The organism is Plantimonas leprariae (assembly GCF_008802405.1).
GTDB lineage: Bacteria > Pseudomonadota > Alphaproteobacteria > Rhizobiales > Rhizobiaceae > Plantimonas > Plantimonas leprariae.
The window spans coordinates 12918-33673 of record NZ_VZDO01000029.1 but is presented as its reverse complement, the minus strand read 5'-3'; the positions used below and the strand labels follow the sequence as shown (position 1 = coordinate 33673).

Annotated in this window: 22 protein-coding genes; 11 read left to right on the top strand and 11 right to left on the bottom strand. The window is 68.8% G+C overall.

Going from position 1 to position 20756, the window contains the following annotated elements:
• Nucleotides 1-140 precede the first annotated feature (140 nt).
• Nucleotides 141-890: an SDR family oxidoreductase gene (locus F6X38_RS22790; protein WP_150973962.1), complete on the bottom strand. Its 750-nt coding sequence runs from the start codon at nucleotides 888-890 to the stop codon at nucleotides 141-143.
• A gap of 25 nt (nucleotides 891-915) precedes the next feature.
• Nucleotides 916-1827, bottom strand: a complete 912-nt coding sequence (locus tag F6X38_RS22785; protein WP_150973961.1) for an SMP-30/gluconolactonase/LRE family protein — start codon at nucleotides 1825-1827, stop codon at nucleotides 916-918.
• Nucleotides 1828-2026: 199 nt separating this feature from the next.
• Here F6X38_RS22785 and F6X38_RS22780 point away from each other — a divergent pair, with 199 nt between their 5' ends.
• On the top strand, nucleotides 2027-2794 hold the full coding sequence (locus F6X38_RS22780; RefSeq protein WP_150973959.1) for an endonuclease III domain-containing protein: 768 nt from the start codon (nucleotides 2027-2029) through the stop codon (nucleotides 2792-2794).
• Between the two features lie 4 nt (nucleotides 2795-2798).
• On the opposite strand, the gene F6X38_RS22775 is transcribed toward F6X38_RS22780, so the two are convergent.
• Nucleotides 2799-3428 carry a tetratricopeptide repeat protein gene (locus F6X38_RS22775; protein ID WP_150973957.1) on the bottom strand — a complete coding sequence of 210 codons (630 nt, stop codon included), beginning with the start codon at nucleotides 3426-3428 and terminating at the stop codon, nucleotides 2799-2801.
• A gap of 162 nt (nucleotides 3429-3590) precedes the next feature.
• On the opposite strand from F6X38_RS22775, the gene kdsA reads away from it, so the two are divergent.
• Nucleotides 3591-4427, top strand: a complete 837-nt coding sequence (gene kdsA / locus F6X38_RS22770; RefSeq protein WP_150973955.1) for a 3-deoxy-8-phosphooctulonate synthase — start codon at nucleotides 3591-3593, stop codon at nucleotides 4425-4427.
• Between the two features lie 39 nt (nucleotides 4428-4466).
• Here the strand turns inward: kdsA and F6X38_RS22765 are convergent, their stop codons facing one another.
• The gene (locus F6X38_RS22765; RefSeq protein WP_150973953.1) at nucleotides 4467-4634 is read right to left on the bottom strand and encodes a DUF2934 domain-containing protein; all 168 of its coding nucleotides are present in this window, start codon (nucleotides 4632-4634) and stop codon (nucleotides 4467-4469) included.
• Nucleotides 4635-4797: 163 nt separating this feature from the next.
• Between F6X38_RS22765 and glcF the strand changes: the two genes are divergently transcribed.
• Nucleotides 4798-6120, top strand: coding sequence for a glycolate oxidase subunit GlcF (glcF, locus tag F6X38_RS22760; RefSeq protein ID WP_150973951.1), 1323 nt, complete (start codon nucleotides 4798-4800; stop codon nucleotides 6118-6120).
• Between the two features lie 50 nt (nucleotides 6121-6170).
• Here the strand turns inward: glcF and F6X38_RS22755 are convergent, their stop codons facing one another.
• On the bottom strand, nucleotides 6171-6905 hold the full coding sequence (locus F6X38_RS22755; protein WP_150973949.1) for a L,D-transpeptidase: 735 nt from the start codon (nucleotides 6903-6905) through the stop codon (nucleotides 6171-6173).
• Between the two features lie 179 nt (nucleotides 6906-7084).
• Nucleotides 7085-7984 (bottom strand): L,D-transpeptidase, encoded by a 900-nt coding sequence (locus F6X38_RS22750; protein WP_150973947.1) that lies wholly within the window; start codon nucleotides 7982-7984, stop codon nucleotides 7085-7087.
• A 162-nt stretch (nucleotides 7985-8146) separates the two neighbouring features.
• Here F6X38_RS22750 and F6X38_RS22745 point away from each other — a divergent pair, with 162 nt between their 5' ends.
• The 4 genes from F6X38_RS22745 to hisG all read left to right on the top strand — a co-directional run bounded on the left by F6X38_RS22745 (nucleotide 8147) and on the right by hisG (nucleotide 12320).
• Nucleotides 8147-8764, top strand: coding sequence for a DNA-3-methyladenine glycosylase I (locus F6X38_RS22745; protein ID WP_150973945.1), 618 nt, complete (start codon nucleotides 8147-8149; stop codon nucleotides 8762-8764).
• 119 nt (nucleotides 8765-8883) lie between these two features.
• Nucleotides 8884-10491 carry a histidine--tRNA ligase gene (gene hisS / locus F6X38_RS22740; RefSeq protein WP_150973943.1) on the top strand — a complete coding sequence of 536 codons (1608 nt, stop codon included), beginning with the start codon at nucleotides 8884-8886 and terminating at the stop codon, nucleotides 10489-10491.
• A gap of 6 nt (nucleotides 10492-10497) precedes the next feature.
• Nucleotides 10498-11622 (top strand): ATP phosphoribosyltransferase regulatory subunit, encoded by a 1125-nt coding sequence (locus F6X38_RS22735; RefSeq protein ID WP_150973941.1) that lies wholly within the window; start codon nucleotides 10498-10500, stop codon nucleotides 11620-11622.
• A complete protein-coding gene (hisG, locus tag F6X38_RS22730; RefSeq protein ID WP_150973939.1) occupies nucleotides 11619-12320 on the top strand; it encodes an ATP phosphoribosyltransferase in 702 nt (233 codons plus the stop codon). The genes F6X38_RS22735 and hisG overlap by 4 nt, the downstream gene beginning before the upstream one ends.
• On the opposite strand, the gene F6X38_RS22725 is transcribed toward hisG, so the two are convergent.
• From F6X38_RS22725 to F6X38_RS22705, 5 genes are all read right to left on the bottom strand, one after another.
• Entirely contained in the window at nucleotides 12311-12694 is a 384-nt protein-coding gene (locus F6X38_RS22725; RefSeq protein WP_150973937.1) for a DoxX family protein, read from the bottom strand. The genes hisG and F6X38_RS22725 overlap by 10 nt on opposite strands.
• A 104-nt stretch (nucleotides 12695-12798) precedes the next feature.
• Nucleotides 12799-14187 (bottom strand): class II fumarate hydratase, encoded by a 1389-nt coding sequence (gene fumC / locus F6X38_RS22720; RefSeq protein WP_161992893.1) that lies wholly within the window; start codon nucleotides 14185-14187, stop codon nucleotides 12799-12801.
• Nucleotides 14188-14308: 121 nt separating this feature from the next.
• Nucleotides 14309-14491, bottom strand: coding sequence for a CsbD family protein (locus tag F6X38_RS22715; protein WP_150973933.1), 183 nt, complete (start codon nucleotides 14489-14491; stop codon nucleotides 14309-14311).
• A 98-nt stretch (nucleotides 14492-14589) separates the two neighbouring features.
• On the bottom strand, nucleotides 14590-15360 hold the full coding sequence (locus F6X38_RS22710; RefSeq protein WP_150973931.1) for a sulfite exporter TauE/SafE family protein: 771 nt from the start codon (nucleotides 15358-15360) through the stop codon (nucleotides 14590-14592).
• A 63-nt stretch (nucleotides 15361-15423) separates the two neighbouring features.
• Nucleotides 15424-16221: an SDR family oxidoreductase gene (locus tag F6X38_RS22705; RefSeq protein ID WP_150973929.1), complete on the bottom strand. Its 798-nt coding sequence runs from the start codon at nucleotides 16219-16221 to the stop codon at nucleotides 15424-15426.
• Between the two features lie 84 nt (nucleotides 16222-16305).
• On the opposite strand from F6X38_RS22705, the gene F6X38_RS22700 reads away from it, so the two are divergent.
• The 4 genes from F6X38_RS22700 to F6X38_RS22685 all read left to right on the top strand — a co-directional run bounded on the left by F6X38_RS22700 (nucleotide 16306) and on the right by F6X38_RS22685 (nucleotide 20728).
• Nucleotides 16306-17073: a 16S rRNA (uracil(1498)-N(3))-methyltransferase gene (locus F6X38_RS22700; RefSeq protein WP_150973927.1), complete on the top strand. Its 768-nt coding sequence runs from the start codon at nucleotides 16306-16308 to the stop codon at nucleotides 17071-17073.
• 97 nt (nucleotides 17074-17170) lie between these two features.
• On the top strand, nucleotides 17171-18544 hold the full coding sequence (locus F6X38_RS22695) for a glutamate--cysteine ligase (protein ID WP_150973925.1): 1374 nt from the start codon (nucleotides 17171-17173) through the stop codon (nucleotides 18542-18544).
• Between the two features lie 55 nt (nucleotides 18545-18599).
• On the top strand, nucleotides 18600-19313 hold the full coding sequence (locus tag F6X38_RS22690) for a hypothetical protein (RefSeq protein ID WP_150973923.1): 714 nt from the start codon (nucleotides 18600-18602) through the stop codon (nucleotides 19311-19313).
• 95 nt (nucleotides 19314-19408) lie between these two features.
• Nucleotides 19409-20728: a hemolysin family protein gene (locus F6X38_RS22685; RefSeq protein ID WP_150973921.1), complete on the top strand. Its 1320-nt coding sequence runs from the start codon at nucleotides 19409-19411 to the stop codon at nucleotides 20726-20728.
• Nucleotides 20729-20756 lie beyond the last annotated feature (28 nt).

Genomic DNA, 20756 nt, shown 5'->3' with positions numbered 1-20756 from the left:
GTCGAAACCGATCACCCGGAAGCCGGCACGGCAGGCGGTCAGCGCCAGCGGAATACCGACATAGCCGAGCCCGATGATGCCGACTGTATAATCGCGAACGCGAATGCGCCCAGCGATCGCCGCGACCGCGTCGCGGTCCATCAGCCGCGGCCGACGAACGGCATGGCGGTCGCCATGACGGTCGTGGTGAGGATGTTCACTTCGAGCGGCAGCGCCGCCATGTGGGCGACGGTGCGCGCGACATGCGCGACGTCGATCGTCGGTTCCGGCGCCGTCGTGCCGTTCGCCTGCAGGACGCCCGCCGCCATCCGGCTGGTCATCGCGCTCGCCGCGTTGCCGATGTCGATCTGCCCGACCGCGATGCCGTGCGCCCGCCCGTCGAGCGCGCCGGACCTAGTCAGGCCGAGGACGCCGTGCTTCGTCGCCGTATAGGGCGCGGAGTTCGGCCGCGGGACCGCCGCCGAGATCGAGCCGTTGTTGATGATCCGGCCGCCGCGCGGGTCCTGCCGCTTCATCTGCCGGAAGGCGGCGCGCATGCACAGGAACACGCCGGTGAGGTTGGCGGCGACGGCGGCGGTCCAGTCGGCCACCGGCAACTCGTCCATCGGCACCGGCGGCGCGCCGACGCCGGCATTGTTGAACAGGAGGTCGACCCGCCCGAAACGCTCCGCCACCGCCTCGAACAGCCGATCGACGGCCGCCTCGTTGGACACGTCGGTCGGGACGACGAGCGCCGACGCCGGCGCGGCGAACTGCGCCGCCGTCTCGTCCAGCGGCTCCCGGCGGCGGCCGGCGAGCGCGAGGCTCCAGCCGTCCGCGGCCAGCGCTTCTGCGACGGCACGGCCGATGCCGCTGCCGGCCCCCGTCACGACGGCGATACCCTTGGTCATGCCTCTCCCCCGTAAAACGGCCGCGTCAGCCCTGCCAGCCGGCGGGGTGGGCGTTGACGTAGAGCGAATAGAGCGAGGTCTGCGCCGTGATGAACAGGCGGTTGCGCTTCTTTCCGCCGAAGCAGAGGTTCGACACCATCTCCGGCAGCGGGATCGTGCCGATATGCGTGCCGTCCGGCGCATGCACCGCGACCGTCTTGCCGGCCGAGGTCCAGACGTTGCCGCCCTGGTCGACGCGGAAGCCGTCGTAGAGCCCTTCCTCGCGGCTGGCGAAGACCCGGCCGTTCGCCGGGCGGCCGTCCGCGCCGATGTCGTAGGCGCGGATCGCGATCGGGCAGTCCGGCTCGTGCGTGCGGCCGGTGTCCGCGACGTAGAGAATGCGCTCGTCCGGCGAGAAGCAGATGCCGTTCGGCCGCACCATGTCGTCGATCACCCGGGCCACCTCGCCGCTTGCCGGGTCGAGGCGGTAGACGGCGCAGACGCCGAGCTCGGACTCGCCCTTGTGCCCTTCGTAGTGCGTGTCGATGCCGTAGGCGGGATCCGTGAACCAGATCGAGCCGTCGGAATGGACGGTCGCGTCGTTCGGCGAGTTGAAGCGTTTGCCCTCGAACCGCTCGACCAGCGGCCGCCAGACGCCGTCGTGGTCGAGCCGCGAGATGCGCCGACCGGCGTGCTCGCAAGCGATGATCCGGCCTTCACGGTCGATCGTATGGCCGTTGTGGAACCCGCAGGGATGCTCGAACACGGAAACCGCGTTGCTCTCCGTGTCGAGCCTGAGGAGCCGGTCGTTCGGGATATCCGACCAGACGACGGACTTGGCCGCTGGCACGTAGACCGGTCCTTCCGCCCAGCGCGCGCCGGTCCAGAGCTGTTCCAGCTTGGCGTGGCCGATCACCAGCACCTCGAAGCGCGGGTCGTGGACTTCGTATGGGCGCAAGGCTGTCTCCCCTCAGCTCACGAATCGACATCGGCCCCGGTGCAAGGAGCCGAAGCCGAGCATAATGACTCGCTCTTCCGGCCGCGATCCCTTTTCACCTCCGGCGCAGGCGAGCGCTCGTTGGCACCGCTCCGGGCACATTTCGTCGCGGGGCGCCGCGGTGGCGGAACTCGCTGGAATCGTCGCGGATTCGGGCTGCATGAGCGCACCGCATCCGCAAAGCCCGAGCCTCGACCAGCCCCGCCCGCGCCGCGCACGACCCAAAGCGCCGGCCGCCGCTCCGGCCTCGCCGGAACTGAAGGCGAAGGCGCTCGAAATCCACAAGCGGCTTTGCGCGGTCTACGACTGCCCGATCCCCTACTTCCATTCGCTCGATCCGGTGAGCGAACTCGTCTCCTCGCTCCTGTCACACCGGACGAAGAATGCCGACTCCGGCCGCGCCTTCAAGGCGCTGCACGCCCGCTTCCCGGACTGGGAGGACATGCTCGAGGCACCCGTCGCCGAGATCGAGGCGGCGATCCACGGCGTCCGCTGGCCGGAACTGAAAGCGCCGCGCATCCAGGAGATTCTGCGAGAAGTGAAGGTCCGGCGCGGCGAGCTCTCGCTGGATTTTCTGGGCGAGATGCCGGTCGAGGAGGCGCGCCTCTGGCTGCAGGAGATTTCCGGCGTCGGGCCGAAGACCAGCGCGGCGGTCTTGTCCTTCTCCGTGCTGCGCATGCCGGCGCTGCCGGTTGACAGCCACCACCACCGCGTCGCGCAGCGCCTCGGCCTGATCGGCCCCAGCATCGATGTCGGCCCTTCGCACCCGATCCTTCGCGCGCAACTTCCCGCCGACTGGAGCGCGCAGAAGCTATACGACAACCACGAGATCCTGATGCTGCACGGCCAGAAGGTCTGCTTCCACCGCCGCCCGGCCTGCGCCCGCTGCACGCTTAACGACATCTGTCCGAGCGCTTTCGAAGCCTGAATCGTCAATCCGGGTTCAGCGCCAGCCAGGACTCGATGTTGCCTTGCGCCGCCGCCTCGGCGAACAGGCGACGGGCGCGGTCCGGTTCGCGCGGCCCGATCAGGCGGGCGAGCCGCCATTTCGCCCAAGGGTCGCCGGTCTCCCGGACCGACAGTTCCAGGCAGTCGCGCGCCCGTTTCTCGTCCTTCGGCACGCCGTCGCCGTCCGCCAGCATCATTCCGAGCATGTGCGAGCCGTAGGGGTTGCCCTTCGCGATGGCCACCTCGTACCACTTCACCGCGGCGACCGGATCGCGCGCGAGCCCGACGCCCTTCTGGAAGCATTCGCCGAGCTTGACCGCCGCGTACCTGTTACCGGCCGAAGCGGCCTTGTCGAACCACGCGCAGGCCTGAACCGGGTCGGCCGCAACGCCGATGCCGTTGAGATAATGCTCGCCGAGCTTGTATTGCGCGGCGTCGTTGCCGGCTTCGGCCGCGAGGCGGAAGTACTTCGTCGCCATCGCCGGGTCTGGATGCGCGTAGCGCAGATAGGTTTCGGCGTTCCGGTACCAGTCCCAGGTGATCTCGGCCGGCCTCGCGCCCGCGCTGCCCGCCAAGGTCAGGCAAAGCACCGCCGCGCCCCATACGACTCGCATATCGTCTCACCGCTGGTCGATCGCTACGACATCAGGTCGCGCCACCTGCGGTAGATCGTCAATCCGTCGCGCGGCCGCATCTCGAACTATCCACGGCATCGTCTTGCGGTCGCCGGGCCGAGGCGATAGCCGAAGCCTCGAAGAACAGCGAAGGAGGATGCGATGGAAGCGACGGTGACGCAGAAGGACTTCGCGGTCGGCGGCGTGCGCTTCGGCAACCGCCTGCCCTTCGTGCTGATCTCGGGGCCCTGCCAGATCGAGACGCGCGACCACGCCTTCATGATCGCCGACCGGCTGGCGACCCTCGCGCGTGAGGCCGACGTGCCCTTCGTGTTCAAGGCGTCCTACGACAAGGCGAACCGCACCTCGCTGTCCGGGCGTCGCGGCATCGGCATCGACGAAGGCCTGCGCATCCTCGAAGCCGTTCGCGACCGCTTCGACTGCCCGGTGCTGACCGACATCCACGACATCCCGCAGGCCGAGGCCGCGGCCGAGGCCGTCGACATCCTGCAGATCCCGGCCTTCCTGTCGCGCCAGACCGACCTCCTCGTCGCCGCCGCCCGGACGGGTCGGGCGGTCAACGTCAAGAAGGGGCAGTTCCTCGCGCCCTGGGACATGGCGAACGTCGCGGCGAAGCTTTCCGGCTCGGGCAACGAGCGCGTCATGCTGTGCGAGCGCGGCGCGTCCTTTGGCTACAACACGCTGGTGACGGATTTCCGCGCGCTGCCGATCATGGCGGAGACCGGCTATCCGGTGGTGTTCGACGCCACCCACTCCGTGCAGCAGCCGGGCGGACAGGGTGGTTCTTCGGGCGGGCAGCGGCAGTATGCACCGGTTCTCGCCCGCGCGGCGGTAGCCGTCGGCGTCGCCGCCCTGTTCGTGGAGGCGCACGACGACCCGGACAAGGCGCCGAGCGACGGGCCGAACATGCTGCCGCTCGAATGGATGCCGGACTTCATCGCCACGATGAAGCGGTTCGACGAGATCGCGAAGGGCTGACCGCCCTTCGCCCCACGGCCGATCTTGACCAGTCGGCGCTCAGCGGGCGATCGAGCGGGGCTCGCGCTGTTCCTCCTGCTCCTCGCCTTCGATCTCGCGCGCCGCCTCGGCCCAGAAATGGTGTTCCATCCCGCTCGGCCGCCCGGCCTTCTCCCAAAGGAAATACGCGCGGCGCCGAACCTCCTCGTCCCTGTCCAACTTCGCCATGGTCGCTCCCGTGAACTCTCACTGCTTTTGCGTATGGATGTAACGGCCTATCTTGCCTGGAGAAGTACCCGTCCGCGGGTAAAGCCTGTTAAACCGCGCTTTCTCGGTGGTTCGACCCGCCGGAGCGTGCGGCAGGCGGGATGAACCGACGCGACCGGATGCGATGCAGACGAATTTCACGGACCATAGCCTCGCCGACCCGAACATCGCGCATTCGGAAAGCATCATCCGCAAATGCGTGCGCTGCGGCTTCTGCACGGCGACCTGCCCGACCTACGTGACGCTCGGCAACGAGCTCGATTCACCCCGCGGGCGCATCTACCTGATCAAGAACATGCTGGAGAGCGGTCGACCGGCGGATCGGACGGTGGCGACGCATGTCGACCGCTGCCTGTCGTGCCTGGCCTGCATGACGACCTGCCCGTCCGGCGTGAACTACATGCACCTCGTCGATCAGGCGCGGGCGCATATCCAGCGCACCTACCGCCGCCCCCTCGCCGATCGGCTCATCCGACTCGCGCTGGCGAAGGTGCTGCCCCATCCGGCGCGCTTCCGTGCCAGTCTCGCGCTGGCGCGGCTGGCTCGCCCGATGGCGCCGGTCCTCGACAACGTCCGACCGCTCCGGCCGCTGGCCGCGATGCTGCGCCTCGCCCCGGCGCGGCTGCCGAAGCCGGACGCCTCGGCGGGCGCTCCCTTACCTGGCGCTAAGCGGCGCGTCGCGATCCTCGCCGGCTGCGCGCAGAGCGTACTCGATCCGGCGATCAACGCCAGCGCCCGGCGGCTTCTCGCCCGCCTCGGCGTCGCCGTGGTCCCCGCGCCCGGCGAAGGCTGCTGCGGCGCACTGGTCCACCACATGGGCCGCGAGGACGAGGCCCTAGGCTTCGCGCGCCGCAACATCGACGCGTGGGAAAGGCTGATCGACGCCGACGGCGGCCTCGACGCGATCCTCGTCACCGCGTCCGGTTGCGGCACGACGGTGAAGGACTACGGCCACATGCTGCGCCTCGACCCCGCCTATGCCGAGAAGGCGGCGCGCGTTTCGGCGCTGGCGGTGGACGTGACGGAGTTCCTAGCGACGCTCGACCTGCCGGAGCCTGCTGCCCGGCCGCCGCTCGCGGTCGCCTACCATTCGGCCTGCTCGCTGCAGCATGGCCAGCGGGTGACGAAGGAGCCGAAGGCGCTGCTGTCGAACGCCGGGTTCACCGTCCGCGACGTGCCGGAAGGCCATCTCTGCTGCGGCTCGGCCGGCACCTACAACATCCTGCAGCCGGAGATTTCCGTCAAGCTCCGCGACCGCAAGGTGCGCAACATCGAGAGCGTCCGGCCGGACTGCATCGCCACCGGCAATATCGGCTGCATCGCGCAGATCGGCTCGGCAACGAGGACGCCCATCCTCCACACCGTGCAGCTCCTGGACTGGGCCTATGGCGGGCCGCGACCGGACGCGCTCAGGAGTCGCGAGATGGCGCCAGTCGCGGCGGAATAGCGAAGGCGGCGCCCGGTCCCGGACGCCGCCTTTCGAAGCCGAAGACGACCTCAGCCGCCGAAGATGGCGTCGAGGATCCGCCGGCCGCTGCCGAGCGGGCCGCTTTCCGCGTAGACCTCGCGCCGGCCGTCGCCGTTCGCGCCGATCACCACGACCTTCGTGCCCGCGCCCGCGCGCTCGTAGAGGTCCTGCACGTCCTGGTTCATCATGCGGATGCAGCCGGACGACATGCTCTGCCCGATGGTCCAGGGCTGGTTGGTACCGTGGATGCGGAACATCGTGTCGCGGCCGTCCTTGTAGAGGTAGAGCGCCGCGGCCCCGAGCGGATTCTGCGGGCCGCCCGGCATATAGGCCGGGATCTCGCGCTTGTTCTCGATGCGCTCGCGGACGATCATCTCCTTCGGCGGATACCAGTCCGGCCATTCCGCCTTGCGGCCGACCTTCGCGGTGCCAGCCCAGCCGAAGCCTTCGCGGCCGACGCCGACCCCGTAGCGCGTCGCGCGGCCGCGGCCCTCGACGTAGTAGAGGTAGTGCTTCTGCGAATCGATGATGATCGTGCCCGGCTCCTCGGCCGTGTCGATCCCCACCTCCTTCCGCTGGAACTGCGCGGCGGGCTTGCGCATCATCGCCGACATCTGGCGGCGCTGCGCCGCGGCGGCGGGCTCCCACCGGTTGGTGGAATAGTTGTAGCGCATGTCCTCGTCCTGCGCGGCGGCCGGGACCGCCAGCGAGGGCAGCCCGATGCCGGCGGCGAGCGCGAGCGCGATCAGCCCCTTCGTCTTCATAGCGATTGTCCCCTCTCGTATCGTCACGCGAACTGGCGGGCGGCTCCAAAAGCGGCCGGCCCGCGATGCCTTATCGTTTGGCTCTGCCGACGCCGCTGGCAAGCGACGCCGGTGCCGAGGCGCCCCGGCTCCTCGAAGCGTGAAGACCGGAACGCGATTTTACCTCTGCTCTGTTGCGCTCAGAGCACGACGACGCTCGTCCCGACCGGCACGCGCTCGTAGAGGTCGGTCACGTCTTCGTTGCGCATGCGGATGCAGCCGGACGACACCGCCTTGCCGATGGTCCAGGGCTGGTTGGTGCCGTGGATGCGGTAGAGCGTCGAGCCGAGATACATGGCCCGCGCGCCGAGCGGGTTTTCCGGCCCGCCCTGCATCGAAACCGGCAGGATGCGGCCCTTGACGCGTTCGCGCTCGCGCATCTGCTCCGGTGGCGTCCAGGTCGGCCACTCGCTCTTGCGGGTGACCTGATGCCGGCCGGCCCATTCGAAGCCCGGCTTGCCGACGCCGACGCCGTAACGGCGGGCGCGACCGTCCGCGCCGACGAGGTAGAGGAACTTCGCGTTCGTATCGATCACCAGCGTGCCGGGTTTCTCGGCGGTCCGGTAGTCGACCTCCTGCGGCAGGAAGGCGGGATCGAGCCCGCGCGGCTGGGTCTGGCGCGCCGCAGGCGGGTTCTGCAGCCGGCCGAACAGGCCGCCGGTCACCCGGGGTTCCGCCGGGCGGGCCGCGCCGGCCGTATAGGCGTAGCGGCGGGTCGCCGTCGCCGCCGGCGCGGCCATGCCGGCCGGGGCAGCGTAACCCGGCTGCACGCCCGGAACCGCCGCGGCATAGCCGGGATAGGTGCGCGTCTGCGGGTTCGAGACCCGGGTCGCGAGATCGGGCCGCCGGTAGCCCGCGACCGCGCCGCTGCCGGGCGACACCTGCAAGAGCCATTCGCGCTCGAGGTCCGGCGCGACCTGCACCGGCGGATAGTTGCCGCCGCGGTCGCGCGCCGCGCCCGGCGCGGCGGCGCCGAGAAGCACGACGGCGACGAGGCTCGCGCCCGCAAGGACGCGCGCGGCAAGGCGATGGCTCGGCATGGGGGAACGGCTCCTTCGGCAGCGCGCCGGGCGCCGCCCGGACGGACCCGAAATTGCGCCGAATTCGCGAGGGAAACGTGAATCGCCGCCGCATTCCGTCAACCATCTTCGCAAAGCCTCCGGTATGGTTGCCGCTTGGTTGCCGAGTCGGCGGGGATCGCGATGGCAGGTGTGGAAGACGCGCGGACGCGCTGCGGCTGGCACGGCGCGGACGCCGCCTACACGTGCTATCACGACGAGGAATGGGGCCGGCCGGACGCCGACGAGACGCGACTGTTCGAGAAGCTCTGCCTCGAAGGTTTCCAGGCCGGGCTCTCTTGGTCGACGATCCTCCGGAAACGCGAGGCCTTCCGCGCCGGGTTCGCCGGCTTCGATCCCGAGCGGCTGGCACGGTTCGGCGAAGCTGACGTCGAGCGTCTCCTCGCCGACCCCGGCATCGTGCGCCACCGGGGCAAGATCGAGTCGGCGATCAACAATGCGAGGTGCCTGCTCGCGATGCGCGAGCGGGGCGAGTCCTTCGCGGCTTTCCTCTGGAGCTTCGAGCCGCCGCCCGGAGAGCGGCCGGATCGCATCGACGCCGCATGGGTGCGCGCGAACCCGGAAACGCCGGCCTCGAAGCGCCTGTCGAAAGCGCTGAAGGCGAGAGGCTTTACCTTCGTCGGCCCGACGACGGCCCACGCCTTCATGCAGTCGAAGGGCCTCGTCAACGACCACGTCGATGAATGCTTCTGCCGGGCGGAATGCGAGCGGGACCGGGAAGCGTTCGTACGCCCGACATAACGCAAGTGGCGAAGCCTCGCCGATCCTTTGGAGCAGCGGCGTTGGATTTCGGCAATCGATCCGTTAGACGCGTTCGAAAGCACGCATTTGCGTGGACGCACGACGAACGAGCACCATTCATGGCCCCGAAGAAACCGAGCCGCGTCAGGGCGCGCCAGCCGCGCGGCTTCGGCGACCGCACCAGCGCCGACCTCTACGCGCAGGAGCGGATGCTGGGCATCATCCGCGAGGTCTACGAGCGTTACGGCTTCGAGCCGGTCGAGACGCCGATGTTCGAATATACCGACGCGCTCGGCAAGTTCCTGCCGGACTCCGACCGGCCGAACGAGGGCGTGTTCTCGCTGCAGGACGACGACGAGGAGTGGCTGTCGCTCCGCTACGACCTGACCGCCCCGCTCGCCCGCTACGTCGCCGAGAACTTCGAGGACCTGCCGAAGCCCTACCGGTCGTACCGGGCGGGCTACGTCTTCCGCAACGAGAAGCCGGGGCCGGGCCGCTTCCGGCAGTTCATGCAGTTCGACGCCGACATCGTCGGCGCGCCGAACGTCTCGGCCGACGCCGAGATGGCGATGATGATGGCCGACACGATGGAAGCCCTCGGCATACCGCGCGGCCAGTACGTTATCCGGGTGAACAACCGGAAGGTGCTGGACGGCGTGCTGGAAGCGATTGGGCTCGGCGGCGAGGAGAACGCCGGACGACGGCTGACGGTGCTGCGGGCGATCGACAAGCTCGACAAGTTCGGTGTCGAAGGCGTGCGGTTATTGCTCGGAGACGGGCGTAGGGACGAGAGCGGAGATTTCACGAAGGGCGCGGGCTTGTCGTTGTCAGCGATTGAACGCTTGGAACGACTGTACGAATTCCAGAGCAGCGAAAAGCGTGACCCTTTCCTGTTCATGCCCGCCGCCGAACTCCTGAACGATGACCACGTGATTGGCGAAAAATCGTCCACTGGTGCTCTGGTGTTAGGAAATCCGCGAGTTTTGGACTTCTATCTGGAAAATTTCCGAGAAAGCGCACTGGTAGAGCAAGGCATCGAAGAACTGCGAATAATAAGCAAATTAGTTAGATCGTCCGAATATGGAACCGCACGCATACGTTTGGATACATCTGTAGTCCGCGGCCTCGAATACTACACCGGCCCGGTCTTCGAAGCCGAACTCCTCTTCCCCGTCGTTAACGAGAAGGGCGAGAAGGTCGTGTTCGGCTCAGTTGGGGGCGGTGGGCGCTACGACGGACTCGTGTCGCGGTTCATGTCGCAGCCGGTGCCGGCGACGGGCTTCTCCATCGGCGTGTCACGCCTTCAGACCGCGCTGAAGAATCTCGGACGGCTGGAAACCACCGAACGGCTCGGCCCCGTCGTCGTCACCGTCATGGACCGCGACCGCATGGCGGACTACCAGCGGATGGCGACCCAAATCCGCAACGAACTGAACGCGCCCGGCCAACCCGTCGTGCCCGTCGAGGTGTTCCAGGGCAATCCGAAGCAGTTCGGCAAGCAGCTTCAGTACGCCGACCGCCGCAACTCGCCTTGCGTCGTCATCCAAGGCGGCGACGAGAAGGCTGCGGGTCAGGTGCAGGTGAAGGACCTGGCGCTCGGCAAGGAGCTGTCGGCGGGGATCGAGGACAACGCCGCCTGGCGCGAGGCGCGCGCCGGTCAGGAGCTCGTGCCGGAGGCCGAGATGGTCGAGGCCGTCCGCCGCATCCTCGCCCGCCGCGCCGGCTGACGCGCATTGAGCCCGGCCGCATCGCCTTCCGCGACCGAGACCGCGCTCGTCCGGCTGTTCGAGCGGCTGGACGCGGTCCATGTCGACGTGCCGCTGCTGCAGCCCGCCGAGCCCTATCTCGACTCGACCGGCGAGGCGCTGCGCCGGCGCATCTTCCTGACCCGCGGCGAGGCCGGCGAGGTGTTGTGCCTGCGCCCCGACTTCACCATTCCCGTCTGCCTCGCCCACATCGCCGCCCCGAGCGCCTTGCCCCGCCGCTACTCGTACCTCGGCCCGATCTTCCGGCAGGGCCGCGCCGGCGAGGGCGAGTTCCGGCAGGCGGGCCTCGAAGACCTCGGCGACCCCGACAAGGCGAAGGCCGACGCGCGGGCGCTGCTCGCCACGCTGGAAGCGCTCGCCGCCTGCGGCTTGGCGAACGTGGAAACGGACGTCGTGCTCGGCGACCAGGCGCTGTTCGAGGCGTTTCTCGCCGGGCTCGGCCTGCCGGAAAGCTGGCAGCGCCGGCTTGTCCGCACCTTCGGCGACGACGTGCTGATGCGCGCCGCCCTCGCCGATCTTGCCCAACATGACGGGTGGTCGCTCGCCGGCCTCGACCCGGCCCTCCGCCGCCTCGCCGCCGGCAAGGACGTGGATGCGCTCATCGAAGCGGTGGAAGGCCTGAAGGCGGAGGGCGGGCTGCCGCCGCATTCCGGGCGCACTGCGCCGGAGATCGCGCAGCGGCTGGTGGAGAAGGTCGCCTTCGCCGAGACTGCGCTGTCGGAAGACTCGCTCTCGCGCCTTCGCGAGTTCCTCGCCATCGACTGCACGCTGGACGACGCTCCGGCGCGGCTCGCGCATGCCTGCGGCGCAGATATCGATCTCGGCCGCTCGCTCGCCTTCTTCGCCGAGCGTGCGCAGGCGCTGGCGGAGGCCGGCGTCGACCTTTCAGCGGTCCGCTACCGGGCTGCCTTCGGACGCGCCATCGACTACTATACCGGCCTCGTCTTCGAGGCGCGCCGCCCTGGGGTCCCCGAGCCGCTCGCCGGCGGCGGCCGCTACGACCGCCTTCTCGCCTATCTCGGCGCGAAGAGCCCCGTGCCGGCGGTGGGCGTGTCGCTCTGGCTGGACAGGATCGAGGCCGCCGCCCGATGACCGTGACGCTCGCCATCCCCTCCAAGGGCCGGATGAAGGACGATGCGGTGGCCGCCTTGGCCAAAGCCGGCATCGTGGTGGAGTCCGCCGGCGACGCGCGCTCCTACCGCACCGGCGTTTCCGGCATCGAAGGGCTCGACGTGCTGCTGCTTTCCGCCTCCGAGATCGCGCGGGAACTGCGCGAGGGCGCGGTCGACTTCGGCATCACCGGCGAGGACCTGATCCGCGAATCGATCGCGGAGCCGGACGTGCGGGTGGAGTTCGTGGCGAAGCTCGGTTTCGGCCGGGCGGACGTGGTGGTGGCGGTGCCGGAGGCCTGGGTCGACGTCGAGACGATGGACGATCTCGGCGACGTCGCGGCCGGCTACCGTGCCCGGCACGGGCGACGCCTGCGCATCGCGACGAAGTACTGGCGGCTGGCCCAAGGCTTCTTCACGCGCCGCCACGGAATCCAGAGCTATCGCATCGTCGAAAGCCTCGGCGCCACCGAAGGCGCGCCGGCGGCGGGCTCCGCCGACATCGTGGTCGACATCACCTCCACCGGCTCGACGCTCGTCGCCAACCGGCTGAAGATCCTGGCCGACGGGCTGATCCTTTCCTCGCAAGCCTGCCTCGTCATGGCGAAGAAGGCCCGGTCGGACGCCGACGAAGCGACGGCGAAGGAAATCCGCCGCCGCTTCGCGAGCTGTCAGGCGTAGGCAGAAACGCGCTTGCGGCCTTCGAACGAGAAGGCGCCGGCGCCGGTGACGGCGAGCGTCAGGTAGCCGCCGGCGAGCGCGATGTTCTTCATCAGCGCCGTCGCGTCGCCGAGATGCGCGATGTAGCCGGTGAACAGGCAGAACAGCGCCATCAGCGGGCCGACGATGCGGACCTGGAAGCCGAGCAGCACGCAGAGGCCGCCGACGAGCTCGCAAAGACCGGTCAGGTAGGCGAGCGCCAGCGGCGACGGAAAGCCCATGCCGCCGAGCATGCCGGCGAAGCCCTCGGCCCCGGTCAGCTTGCCGAAGCCGGCGACGATGAAGATGATCGAGAGCAGGACGCGCGCGATCAGCAGGATGGCGTTGTTGTTCATGGACCCGGTTTCCGTAGCTGGACGAGGACCCGAGAGCTAGCAGGAGTCGCCGCGGGCACGAACCGGGACGTGCGGCGACTGATCGTTCACCAATCCGACGACAATCAGCCCGGCCGGGTCATGGTCGAGGGGTCGACGATCCGGTCGTAGTCCTCGGCGGAAACGAGGCCGGTCGCCAGCGCTTCCTCGCGGAGCGTCGTGCCGTTCCTGTGCGCGGTCTTCGCGATCTTTGCCGCCGCGTCGTAGCCGATCGTCGGGGCCAGCGCCGTCACCAGCATCAGCGAACGGTCCAGCGCCGCCTTGATGTTGTCCTCGCGCGCCTCGATGCCGGCGACGCAGTTCTCGGTGAACGAGTTGGCCGCGTCCGAGATAAGCCGCACCGACTGGAGGAAGTTGTAGGCCATCACCGGGTTGAAGACGTTCAGCTCGAAATGGCCCTGGCTGCCGGCGAAGGTCAGCGCCGCGTGGTTGCCGAAGACCTGCACGCAGACCTGCGTCAGCGCCTCGCACTGCGTCGGGTTCACTTTGCCCGGCATGATCGAGGAGCCCGGCTCGTTCTCCGGCAGTTGCAGTTCGCCGAGGCCGGAACGCGGGCCGCTCCCCAGGAAGCGGATGTCGTTGGCGATCTTGAACAGCGACGCCGCCACCGTGTTGATCGCGCCGTGGCTGAACACCATCGCGTCGTGGGCGGCGAGCGCCTCGAACTTGTTCGGTGCGGAGGTGAACGGCAGGGCCGTGATCGCGGCGATCTTCTCGGCGACGCCTTCCGCGAAGCCGACCGGCGCGTTGAGCCCGGTGCCGACCGCGGTGCCGCCCTGCGCAAGCTGCATCAGGGCGGGGAGCGTCTGCTCGATGCGCCCGATGCCGTTCGCCACCTGCTGCGCGTAGCCGGAGAATTCCTGGCCGAGCGTCAGCGGCGTCGCGTCCTGCGTGTGCGTGCGGCCGATCTTGATGATGTGGTCGAAGCTTTTCGCCTTGGCGTCCAGCGCCCCGTGCAGGACGCGCAGCGCCGGCACGAGGCGGTGCACCAGTTCCTCGGCGCAGGCGATGTGCATGGCCGTCGGATAGGTGTCGTTCGACGACTGGCTCATGTTGACGTGGTCGTTCGGATGGACCGGCTTCTTCGAGCCCATCTCGCCGCCCAGCATCTCGATCGCCCGGTTCGAGATCACCTCGTTGGCGTTCATGTTGGACTGCGTGCCGGAGCCGGTCTGCCAGACCACCAGCGGGAAGTGATCGTTCAACCTGCCGTCGATCACCTCCTGCGCGGCCGCGACGATCGCCTTGCCGAGCGCGGGGTCGAGCCGGCCGAGATCCATGTTGGCTTCCGCCGCGGCGCGCTTGACGATCCCGAGCGCCCGGACGATCGGCAGCGGCTGCTTCTCCCAGCCGATGCGGAAGTTGCCAAGCGAGCGCTGCGCCTGCGCCCCCCAGTACCTGTCGCTCTCCACCTCGATGGGTCCGAAGGTGTCGGTTTCGCGCCGCGTCGTCATGGAGTCGATCCGCCTCGAATGGTCGCTGCGGTTTCGCATGCGCGCGCCGAACGCCGCAAGCGGCCGGAAACGAAAACGGCCGCCCGATGGGCGGCCGTCCGTCATGCGAGGATGGTGAGGCTCAGTTGAGCTGATCCTTCACCGCGTCCTTCACCTTACCGTAGTTCTTCTCGGTCTTGCCTTCGACCTGGTCCATCTTGCCCTCGGCCTGCAGGCGCTCGTTGCCGACGAGCTTGCCGGCACCTTCCTTGATCTTGCCGCCGAGTTCCTTGGCGCCGCCGGTGACCTGTTCTTTCTCAGCCATCGTACTCTCTCGCGTTTTGGCGTCGGATCGCTGCGATCCGGCTTCGCTACCAAAACGTCGCACCCATGCTTCCGTTCCCGGCAAACAAAGGGTTACGGTTATTTAACGAGGCTCCAGACCTGCGTCGCGCAGAGCGCGAGGACGAGCAGCGAGACTACGCGAAGCAGCCACGCCTCCGGGATGACCCGCACGACGTAGCCGGCAAAAGGCGCCATCACGACGCCGCCCGCGACGAGGCCGCCGACGGCGCGAAGGTTCGACATAAGATCCGGCGCATCCTGCCAATGGCCGGTCACGAGCGCGCCGACGAACGACAGCGACACCGTCAGCGCCACCAGGAACTCGGCCGTGTTCACCGTGCCGATGACGAAGCGCGGCTGCCCGCCTGCCCCGAGCAGACCGGAGGTCACGATCGGCCCCCAGCCGCCGCCTCCGACCGAATCGAGGAAGCCGCCCGCCAGCGCCACCGGCGGCACGATCGCCGGACGGATGGCCTCGCCCGTGCGCGGTTGGAACGAGCGGTAGAGCAGGAACGCGCCGAGGAGGCCGAGATAGGCGGCGACGTAGGGCTTCACCACGTCGCCGTCGAAGCCGGTGAGGACGAAGGTTCCGACGACGCCGCCGGCGATGCCGAAGGGCACGAGCCGCCAGAACAGCTTCCAGTCGATGTTGCGGTTGGCGATATGGCCCGCACCCGACGCGGCGGTGGTGAACAGCTCGGCGGCGTGCACCGAGGCGGAGGCCTGCGCCGGCGGCACCCCGACGGAGATGAGTACGGTCGACGAGATGACGCCGTAGGCCATGCCGAGAGCCCCGTCGACGAGCTGCGCGAGACCGCCGACGAGAAAGAACAAGAGAAAATCCGCCATAGAGCCCCCGGTCCGGAACGCGGCCTAGCTGGGGCGCGCTCGCCGGCCGGCGAGCCCGGCGCGTCAGTTCGCGACGGCGATCACCGAACCGCCGTCGACGCGGTAGTTCGCGCCGTTCACGAAGGACGCCCGTTCGGAGACGAGCAGTGCGATCACCGCCGCCACCTCCTCCGCCTTGCCGCGGCGCCTGAGGACGAGGCCGGGCCGCTCCTCTGCGAGGAAACTGTCGATCGCCGCGTCGAAGCTGGTGCCGTTCTCCTCGGCCCGCTTTTGCATCATCTCGTCCGTCATCTTCGTCGCGATGAAGGCGGGCGCGACGGTGTTGCAGAGGATGCCGGCTTCCGCCGACTTGTAGGAAAGGTTCTTCACGAAGGCGGAGAGCGCCGCCTTCGCCGCGTTGTAGGTCGCCTCTTCCCAGTAGGGTTGGACGGCGTTCTCGGAGGTGACGCAGACGAAGCGTCCCCAGCCGTTCATCCGCATCTCGGGAAAGGTCGCTCTGGCGATGCGCACCGCCGACATGAAGTCGTTCTCCCAGGCCTCGCGGTAGTCCTCGTCACGCATCTCCAGCGGATCGCCCTTCGCGCCGGTGATGCCGCTCGTATGGATCGCGATGTCGATCCGGCCGAAGCGCTCGACCGCGGTCTTCGCGACGCGGTCGACGTCGGCCTGCTTCGTCACGTCGGCCTTCACGGTGACGACCTCGCTCGCGAGCGCTTTCGCCTCCTCGTCCAGCTTCTCGATCAGCTTGTCGGTCAGGACGAGCTTCACGCCCTCGGCGGCCAGCAGCTTCGCGGCGGCGAGCCCCATGCCGCCTTCCGCGCCGGTGATGATCGCGACGCGATCCCTGATTCCCAGATCCATGACCTCTGTCGCTCCGCTCGCTCGATGCGTGACAACGGGGCGTCCCGGCATAGGTTTCTCGGCGCTTCGAGAGGTGCGAGGGGAATGCCGGATCACGACTTCAAGAGCCCGCGCCTGTTCGTGGAAGCGGACCTCGCCGAGGGCGCGGCCGTGGAGGCGACGCCGGCGCAGGCGAACTATCTCCTCAACGTCATGCGGCTCGGCGAGGCCGACACCGTGCTTCTGTTCAACGGGCGCGACGGCGAATGGCGCGCCGTGCTGAAGCGGCCGGCGAAGAAGCGCCTCGCGTTCCGGCCGGCGACGCGGACGCGCGAGCAGCCGGAGCCGTCCGACCTCCAGTATTTCTTCGCGCCGCTGAAGCATGCGCGCCTCGACTACATGGTGCAGAAGGCGGTGGAGATGGGCGCCGGTCTCCTGCAGCCGGTGCTGACGCAACACACGCAGGTGACACGGATCAACGACGATCGCCTGCGCGCCAACGCGATCGAGGCGGCCGAGCAGTGCGGCATCCTCGGGCTGCCCGATTGCCGCGAGGCGATCCGGCTCGACGCGCTCCTCGACAGCTTCCCGGCCGGACGCCGGCTGGTCTTCTGCGACGAGCGCGAGGACGCCGCCAGCCCGATCGAACTCCTGCATCGCGAGGCGCGCGGACCGCTCGCGCTCCTCATCGGTCCGGAAGGCGGCTTCTCGGCAAAGGAGCGCGAACTCCTCCGCTCGCGGGACTTCGTCGTGCCGATCTCGCTCGGGCCCCGTATCCTCCGCGCCGACACGGCCGCCGTCGCGGCGCTGGCCGTCATCCAGGCTGCCGTCGGCGACTGGTTGCCGCACGACCGATGGCAGCACAAGGACTGACCGCGGCGTTCATCGGGCGGACGCTTGCGCCGCGTATCGAAAACCCGCAGACAACGGTCCTATCAACGAGGCAGGCGGGCGTCTGCCGGAACGAAGCATGGCGCGCGACACAACCGATCTCACCCCGATCTCCTCCATGGACGATCTCGTCGCCCACATGCGGGGCGGCGAGAAGCCGAAGAGCGATTTCCGCATCGGCACCGAGCACGAGAAGTTCGGCTTCTACCGCGACACGCTCCGGCCGGTGCCCTACGAGGGCGAGCGTGGCATCGAGGCGGTGCTCAAGGGCCTGCAGGCGCTCTCCGGCTGGGAGCCGATCCTCGACGAAGGGCGGCTGATCGGCCTCGCGGCGACCTCCGGCGGCGGCGCGATCTCGCTGGAGCCGGGCGGCCAGTTCGAACTCAGCGGTGCGCCGCTCGAATCGATCCACCAGACCTGCCGCGAATCGAACCGCCATCTCGCCGACGTGAAGGCGGTCGCGGAGCCGCTCGGCATCGAATTCCTCGGGCTCGGCTCGAGTCCGCTCTGGCGGCTGGACGAGACGCCGATGATGCCGAAATCGCGCTACGACATCATGCGCCGCTACATGCCGAGCGTCGGGACACGCGGCCTCGACATGATGTTCCGCACCTGCACCATCCAGGTGAACCTCGACTTCTCCGACGAGCGCGACATGGCGCGGAAGATGCGGGTCGGCATGCGGCTCCAGCCGATCGCCTCGGCGCTATTCGCCAACTCGCCCTTCACGGAAGGGCAGCCGAACGGCTTCGTCTCCTGGCGCTGCGGGGTCTGGGAAGACGTCGACAACCAGCGCTCCGGCCTGCTTCCCCAGGCCTTCGAGCCAAGCTTCGGCTATCGCGACTACGCCGAATGGGCGCTCGACGTGCCGATGTACTTCTTCATCCGCGACGGGCGCTACGTCGACGCCACCGCCATCACCTTCCGCCAATTCCTCGACGGCGCCTATGCGGACAAGCTGAACGGCCAGCCGCCCTCCTTGGGCGACTGGACGAACCACCTTTCCACGCTGTTCCCCGACGTGCGGCTGAAGCGCTTCCTCGAGATGCGCGGCGCGGACGGCGGTCCCTGGCGCGAAATCTGCGCGCTTCCGGCCTTCTGGGTCGGCCTCCTCTACGACGACGCGGCGCTGGAAGCCGCCGACGATCTGACGCGTGACTGGACATTCGACGAAGTATCCGCGCTGCGGGCGGCGGTTCCGCGCCTCGGCTTCCGTACCCCGTTCCGCGACGGGAGCGTTCTGGAACTCGCGCGTGCGGCGGTCGACATCTCGCGCCGCGGGCTCGCCGCGCGGGCTCGCCTCAACGAGGACGGCCACGACGAGACCGTGTTCCTGTCGCCGCTGGAGGAAGCGCTGGCGCGCGGCCGGACGCCGGCCGAGGAACTGCTGCGCCGCTTCGAAACGGACTGGAACGGCGATGTCCGCGAGGTTTTCCCGCACCTCGCCTATTGAAGCCGGGCGCTCTCGCGGCAACTCCTCCGTTCGATGCTCGGCTCGGAGAGCGGCGATGGCTGAAAGCGGCGAAGGGTCGAACCGTGCGGGCGGGGGCTCCGCTCCCGCCGCCGCGGCGGAATTCGCGAAAGCCTGCGAGGCGCTGTTCCCCGCCTTCGCACTGGCCTTCGCGAAGGCCTCCGAAGCTCCCGAGCGCTGGGCCGACCTGTCGCGCGCCTTTCTCTCGTCGGTCGACCGGCCGCAGCCGGACCACCTCCTCGACATGCTGTTCGGCGGCGCGGCCTTTCGGGCGGCGGTCGCGCAGCAGGCTGCCGCGATGAGCGGCGCCCATGCGACCACAGTCACCGACGCGATGGCGAAGCTCGCCGGCCTCGGATCGGAGGCGATCGTCAAGGCGGTGACGGGCGGCAACCCCGCGGCGCTGGGAAGTCCGCTGGCGTCGGACGCCTTCGGCGCCTTCGCCGCCGAGCTGATGCGCCGCAGCGCGAACGCCGTGGAAGCCTTCTCGCGCCCCTCGGCCGCCCCGCTTGCGGGCGGTGCGGCGACCCTCGCCGGCGCGCCGTGGTTCGCCAATCCCTTCCTCGAAGCGCTGGCATCGGGCATCGGCGCCCCTTCGGCCGGCCCGGGGTCCGCCTCATCGAATCCCGCGTCGCCGACCGACCTCTTCGACAGCTTCGCCCGGTCGGGCCAGCGCTTCCGGGAGGACTATGCGAAGGGCATGGCGACGCTGTTCGAGCGCTTTCCGGGAACCGGCGGAACGGCCGCTTAGGCAAAGGGCTCGGCGGCGCACTGTCGAAAGGCCGCCGCCTTGTGCTATCTCGCGCAGGCCAAGGTCGCCGAAAGGCGGCTCCGACCGGTGAATCGATGCTCCTCCTGAACGCGCTGATCGTCTTCTTCCTCGTGATCCTGAACGGTTTCTTCGCGATGTCGGAGCTGGCGTTGGTATCGGCCAAGCGCTCGCGCCTGCAGCAACTGGCCGAGGAAGGCAGCCGTCGCGCCCGGAGCGCCCTGAAGCTGACGGAGGACCCGACGGCGTTCCTGTCGACCGTGCAGGTCGGCATCACGTTGGTCGGCATCATCGCCGGCGCCTACGGCGGATCCGTCTTCTCCGAACCGCTCGCCGAGCGCTTGCGGCCCCTGCCCTTCATCGGCGCGTCGGCCGACATCCTCGCCTTCGCCATCGTGATCGTCGCGATCACCTACCTGTCGCTGATCTTCGGCGAACTCGTCCCGAAGCGATATGCCCTGAAGCGGGCCGAGGCGATCGCCGTTTTCGTCGCCCCCGTGATGCAGGGGCTGGCCAAGGTGGGTGCGCCGGTCGTCTGGCTCTTGTCGATCTCCACGGTCGCCGTTTCCAAGCTTCTCGGCGCGTCGACCGAAGAGTCGAACATGGTGACGGAAGAAGACGTGAAGGCGATGATCGCCGAGGGCACGCAGTCCGGCGTGTTCGAAGAGAAGGAGCGCGAAATGCTGGAGGGGGTCCTCAGGATCGCCGACCGCAACGTCCGCTCGATCATGGTGCCGCGCCCGGACGCCGACTGGCTGGTCGCGGGCGATTCGGCCGACACGATCCTCGACGAGATCCGCGACGCGGGGCATTCGCGCTTTCCGATCATGGGCAAGGAGTCCGACGACATCGTCGGCGTGGTGCAGGCGAAGGACCTTCTGGAGCAGGTGCGGGCCACCGGCACGATCGACCTTCAGGCGGCGATCCGCGAGCCGCTCTTCGTCAACGAGACGATGCCTATTCTGAAACTCCTGGAGCGATTCCGCACGGCGAACATCCACATGGCGATCGTGCTCGACGAATACGGCTCGTTCGAGGGCATCGTGACGCCGACCGACATCCTGGCCGCCATCGGCGGCTCGCTGCCGGAAGGCGAGAACGAGGACTACGCCGTGACCCAGCGCGCCGACGGCTCCTGGCTGATCGACGCCGGGCTGCCGATCGACGTGGTGGAGCGCTCGATCGCCGGCCTGAAGCTGCCGAAGGAGCGCGACTACGAGACGCTGGCGGGCTTCATCCTCGACCGGCTCGGCCACATCCCGGATGTCGGCGAGGCGGTGGACTGGGGTGACTGGCGGCTGGAGGTCGTGGACCTCGACGGCCGGCGGATCGACAAGATCCTGGCCGAACGCCGCGAGACCTCGGGCGACGACGAGGACGGCGGCACGTCGTTCTGAACGAAGGCCCAAACGAAAACGGCCCGCA

Bases quoted from the DNA above. Each gene is read 5' to 3' on its own strand.
- F6X38_RS22755 (WP_150973949.1), bottom strand. From the start codon at position 6,905: ATGAAGACGAAGGGGCTGATCGCGCTCGCGCTCGCCGCCGGCATCGGG.
- F6X38_RS22780 (WP_150973959.1), top strand. From the start codon at position 2,027: ATGAGCGCACCGCATCCGCAAAGCCCGAGCCTCGACCAGCCCCGCCCG.
- F6X38_RS22790 (WP_150973962.1), bottom strand. From the start codon at position 890: ATGACCAAGGGTATCGCCGTCGTGACGGGGGCCGGCAGCGGCATCGGC.
- F6X38_RS22700 (WP_150973927.1), top strand. From the start codon at position 16,306: ATGCCGGATCACGACTTCAAGAGCCCGCGCCTGTTCGTGGAAGCGGAC.
- hisG (WP_150973939.1), top strand. From the start codon at position 11,619: ATGACCGTGACGCTCGCCATCCCCTCCAAGGGCCGGATGAAGGACGAT.
- F6X38_RS22695 (WP_150973925.1), top strand. From the start codon at position 17,171: ATGGCGCGCGACACAACCGATCTCACCCCGATCTCCTCCATGGACGAT.
- F6X38_RS22685 (WP_150973921.1), top strand. From the start codon at position 19,409: ATGCTCCTCCTGAACGCGCTGATCGTCTTCTTCCTCGTGATCCTGAAC.
- F6X38_RS22705 (WP_150973929.1), bottom strand. From the start codon at position 16,221: ATGGATCTGGGAATCAGGGATCGCGTCGCGATCATCACCGGCGCGGAA.
- glcF (WP_150973951.1), top strand. From the start codon at position 4,798: ATGCAGACGAATTTCACGGACCATAGCCTCGCCGACCCGAACATCGCG.
- F6X38_RS22715 (WP_150973933.1), bottom strand. From the start codon at position 14,491: ATGGCTGAGAAAGAACAGGTCACCGGCGGCGCCAAGGAACTCGGCGGC.
- F6X38_RS22725 (WP_150973937.1), bottom strand. From the start codon at position 12,694: ATGAACAACAACGCCATCCTGCTGATCGCGCGCGTCCTGCTCTCGATC.
- F6X38_RS22690 (WP_150973923.1), top strand. From the start codon at position 18,600: ATGGCTGAAAGCGGCGAAGGGTCGAACCGTGCGGGCGGGGGCTCCGCT.
- F6X38_RS22710 (WP_150973931.1), bottom strand. From the start codon at position 15,360: ATGGCGGATTTTCTCTTGTTCTTTCTCGTCGGCGGTCTCGCGCAGCTC.
- F6X38_RS22750 (WP_150973947.1), bottom strand. From the start codon at position 7,984: ATGCCGAGCCATCGCCTTGCCGCGCGCGTCCTTGCGGGCGCGAGCCTC.
- kdsA (WP_150973955.1), top strand. From the start codon at position 3,591: ATGGAAGCGACGGTGACGCAGAAGGACTTCGCGGTCGGCGGCGTGCGC.
- fumC (WP_161992893.1), bottom strand. From the start codon at position 14,187: ATGACGACGCGGCGCGAAACCGACACCTTCGGACCCATCGAGGTGGAG.
- F6X38_RS22745 (WP_150973945.1), top strand. From the start codon at position 8,147: ATGGCAGGTGTGGAAGACGCGCGGACGCGCTGCGGCTGGCACGGCGCG.
- F6X38_RS22765 (WP_150973953.1), bottom strand. From the start codon at position 4,634: ATGGCGAAGTTGGACAGGGACGAGGAGGTTCGGCGCCGCGCGTATTTC.
- F6X38_RS22775 (WP_150973957.1), bottom strand. From the start codon at position 3,428: ATGCGAGTCGTATGGGGCGCGGCGGTGCTTTGCCTGACCTTGGCGGGC.
- hisS (WP_150973943.1), top strand. From the start codon at position 8,884: ATGGCCCCGAAGAAACCGAGCCGCGTCAGGGCGCGCCAGCCGCGCGGC.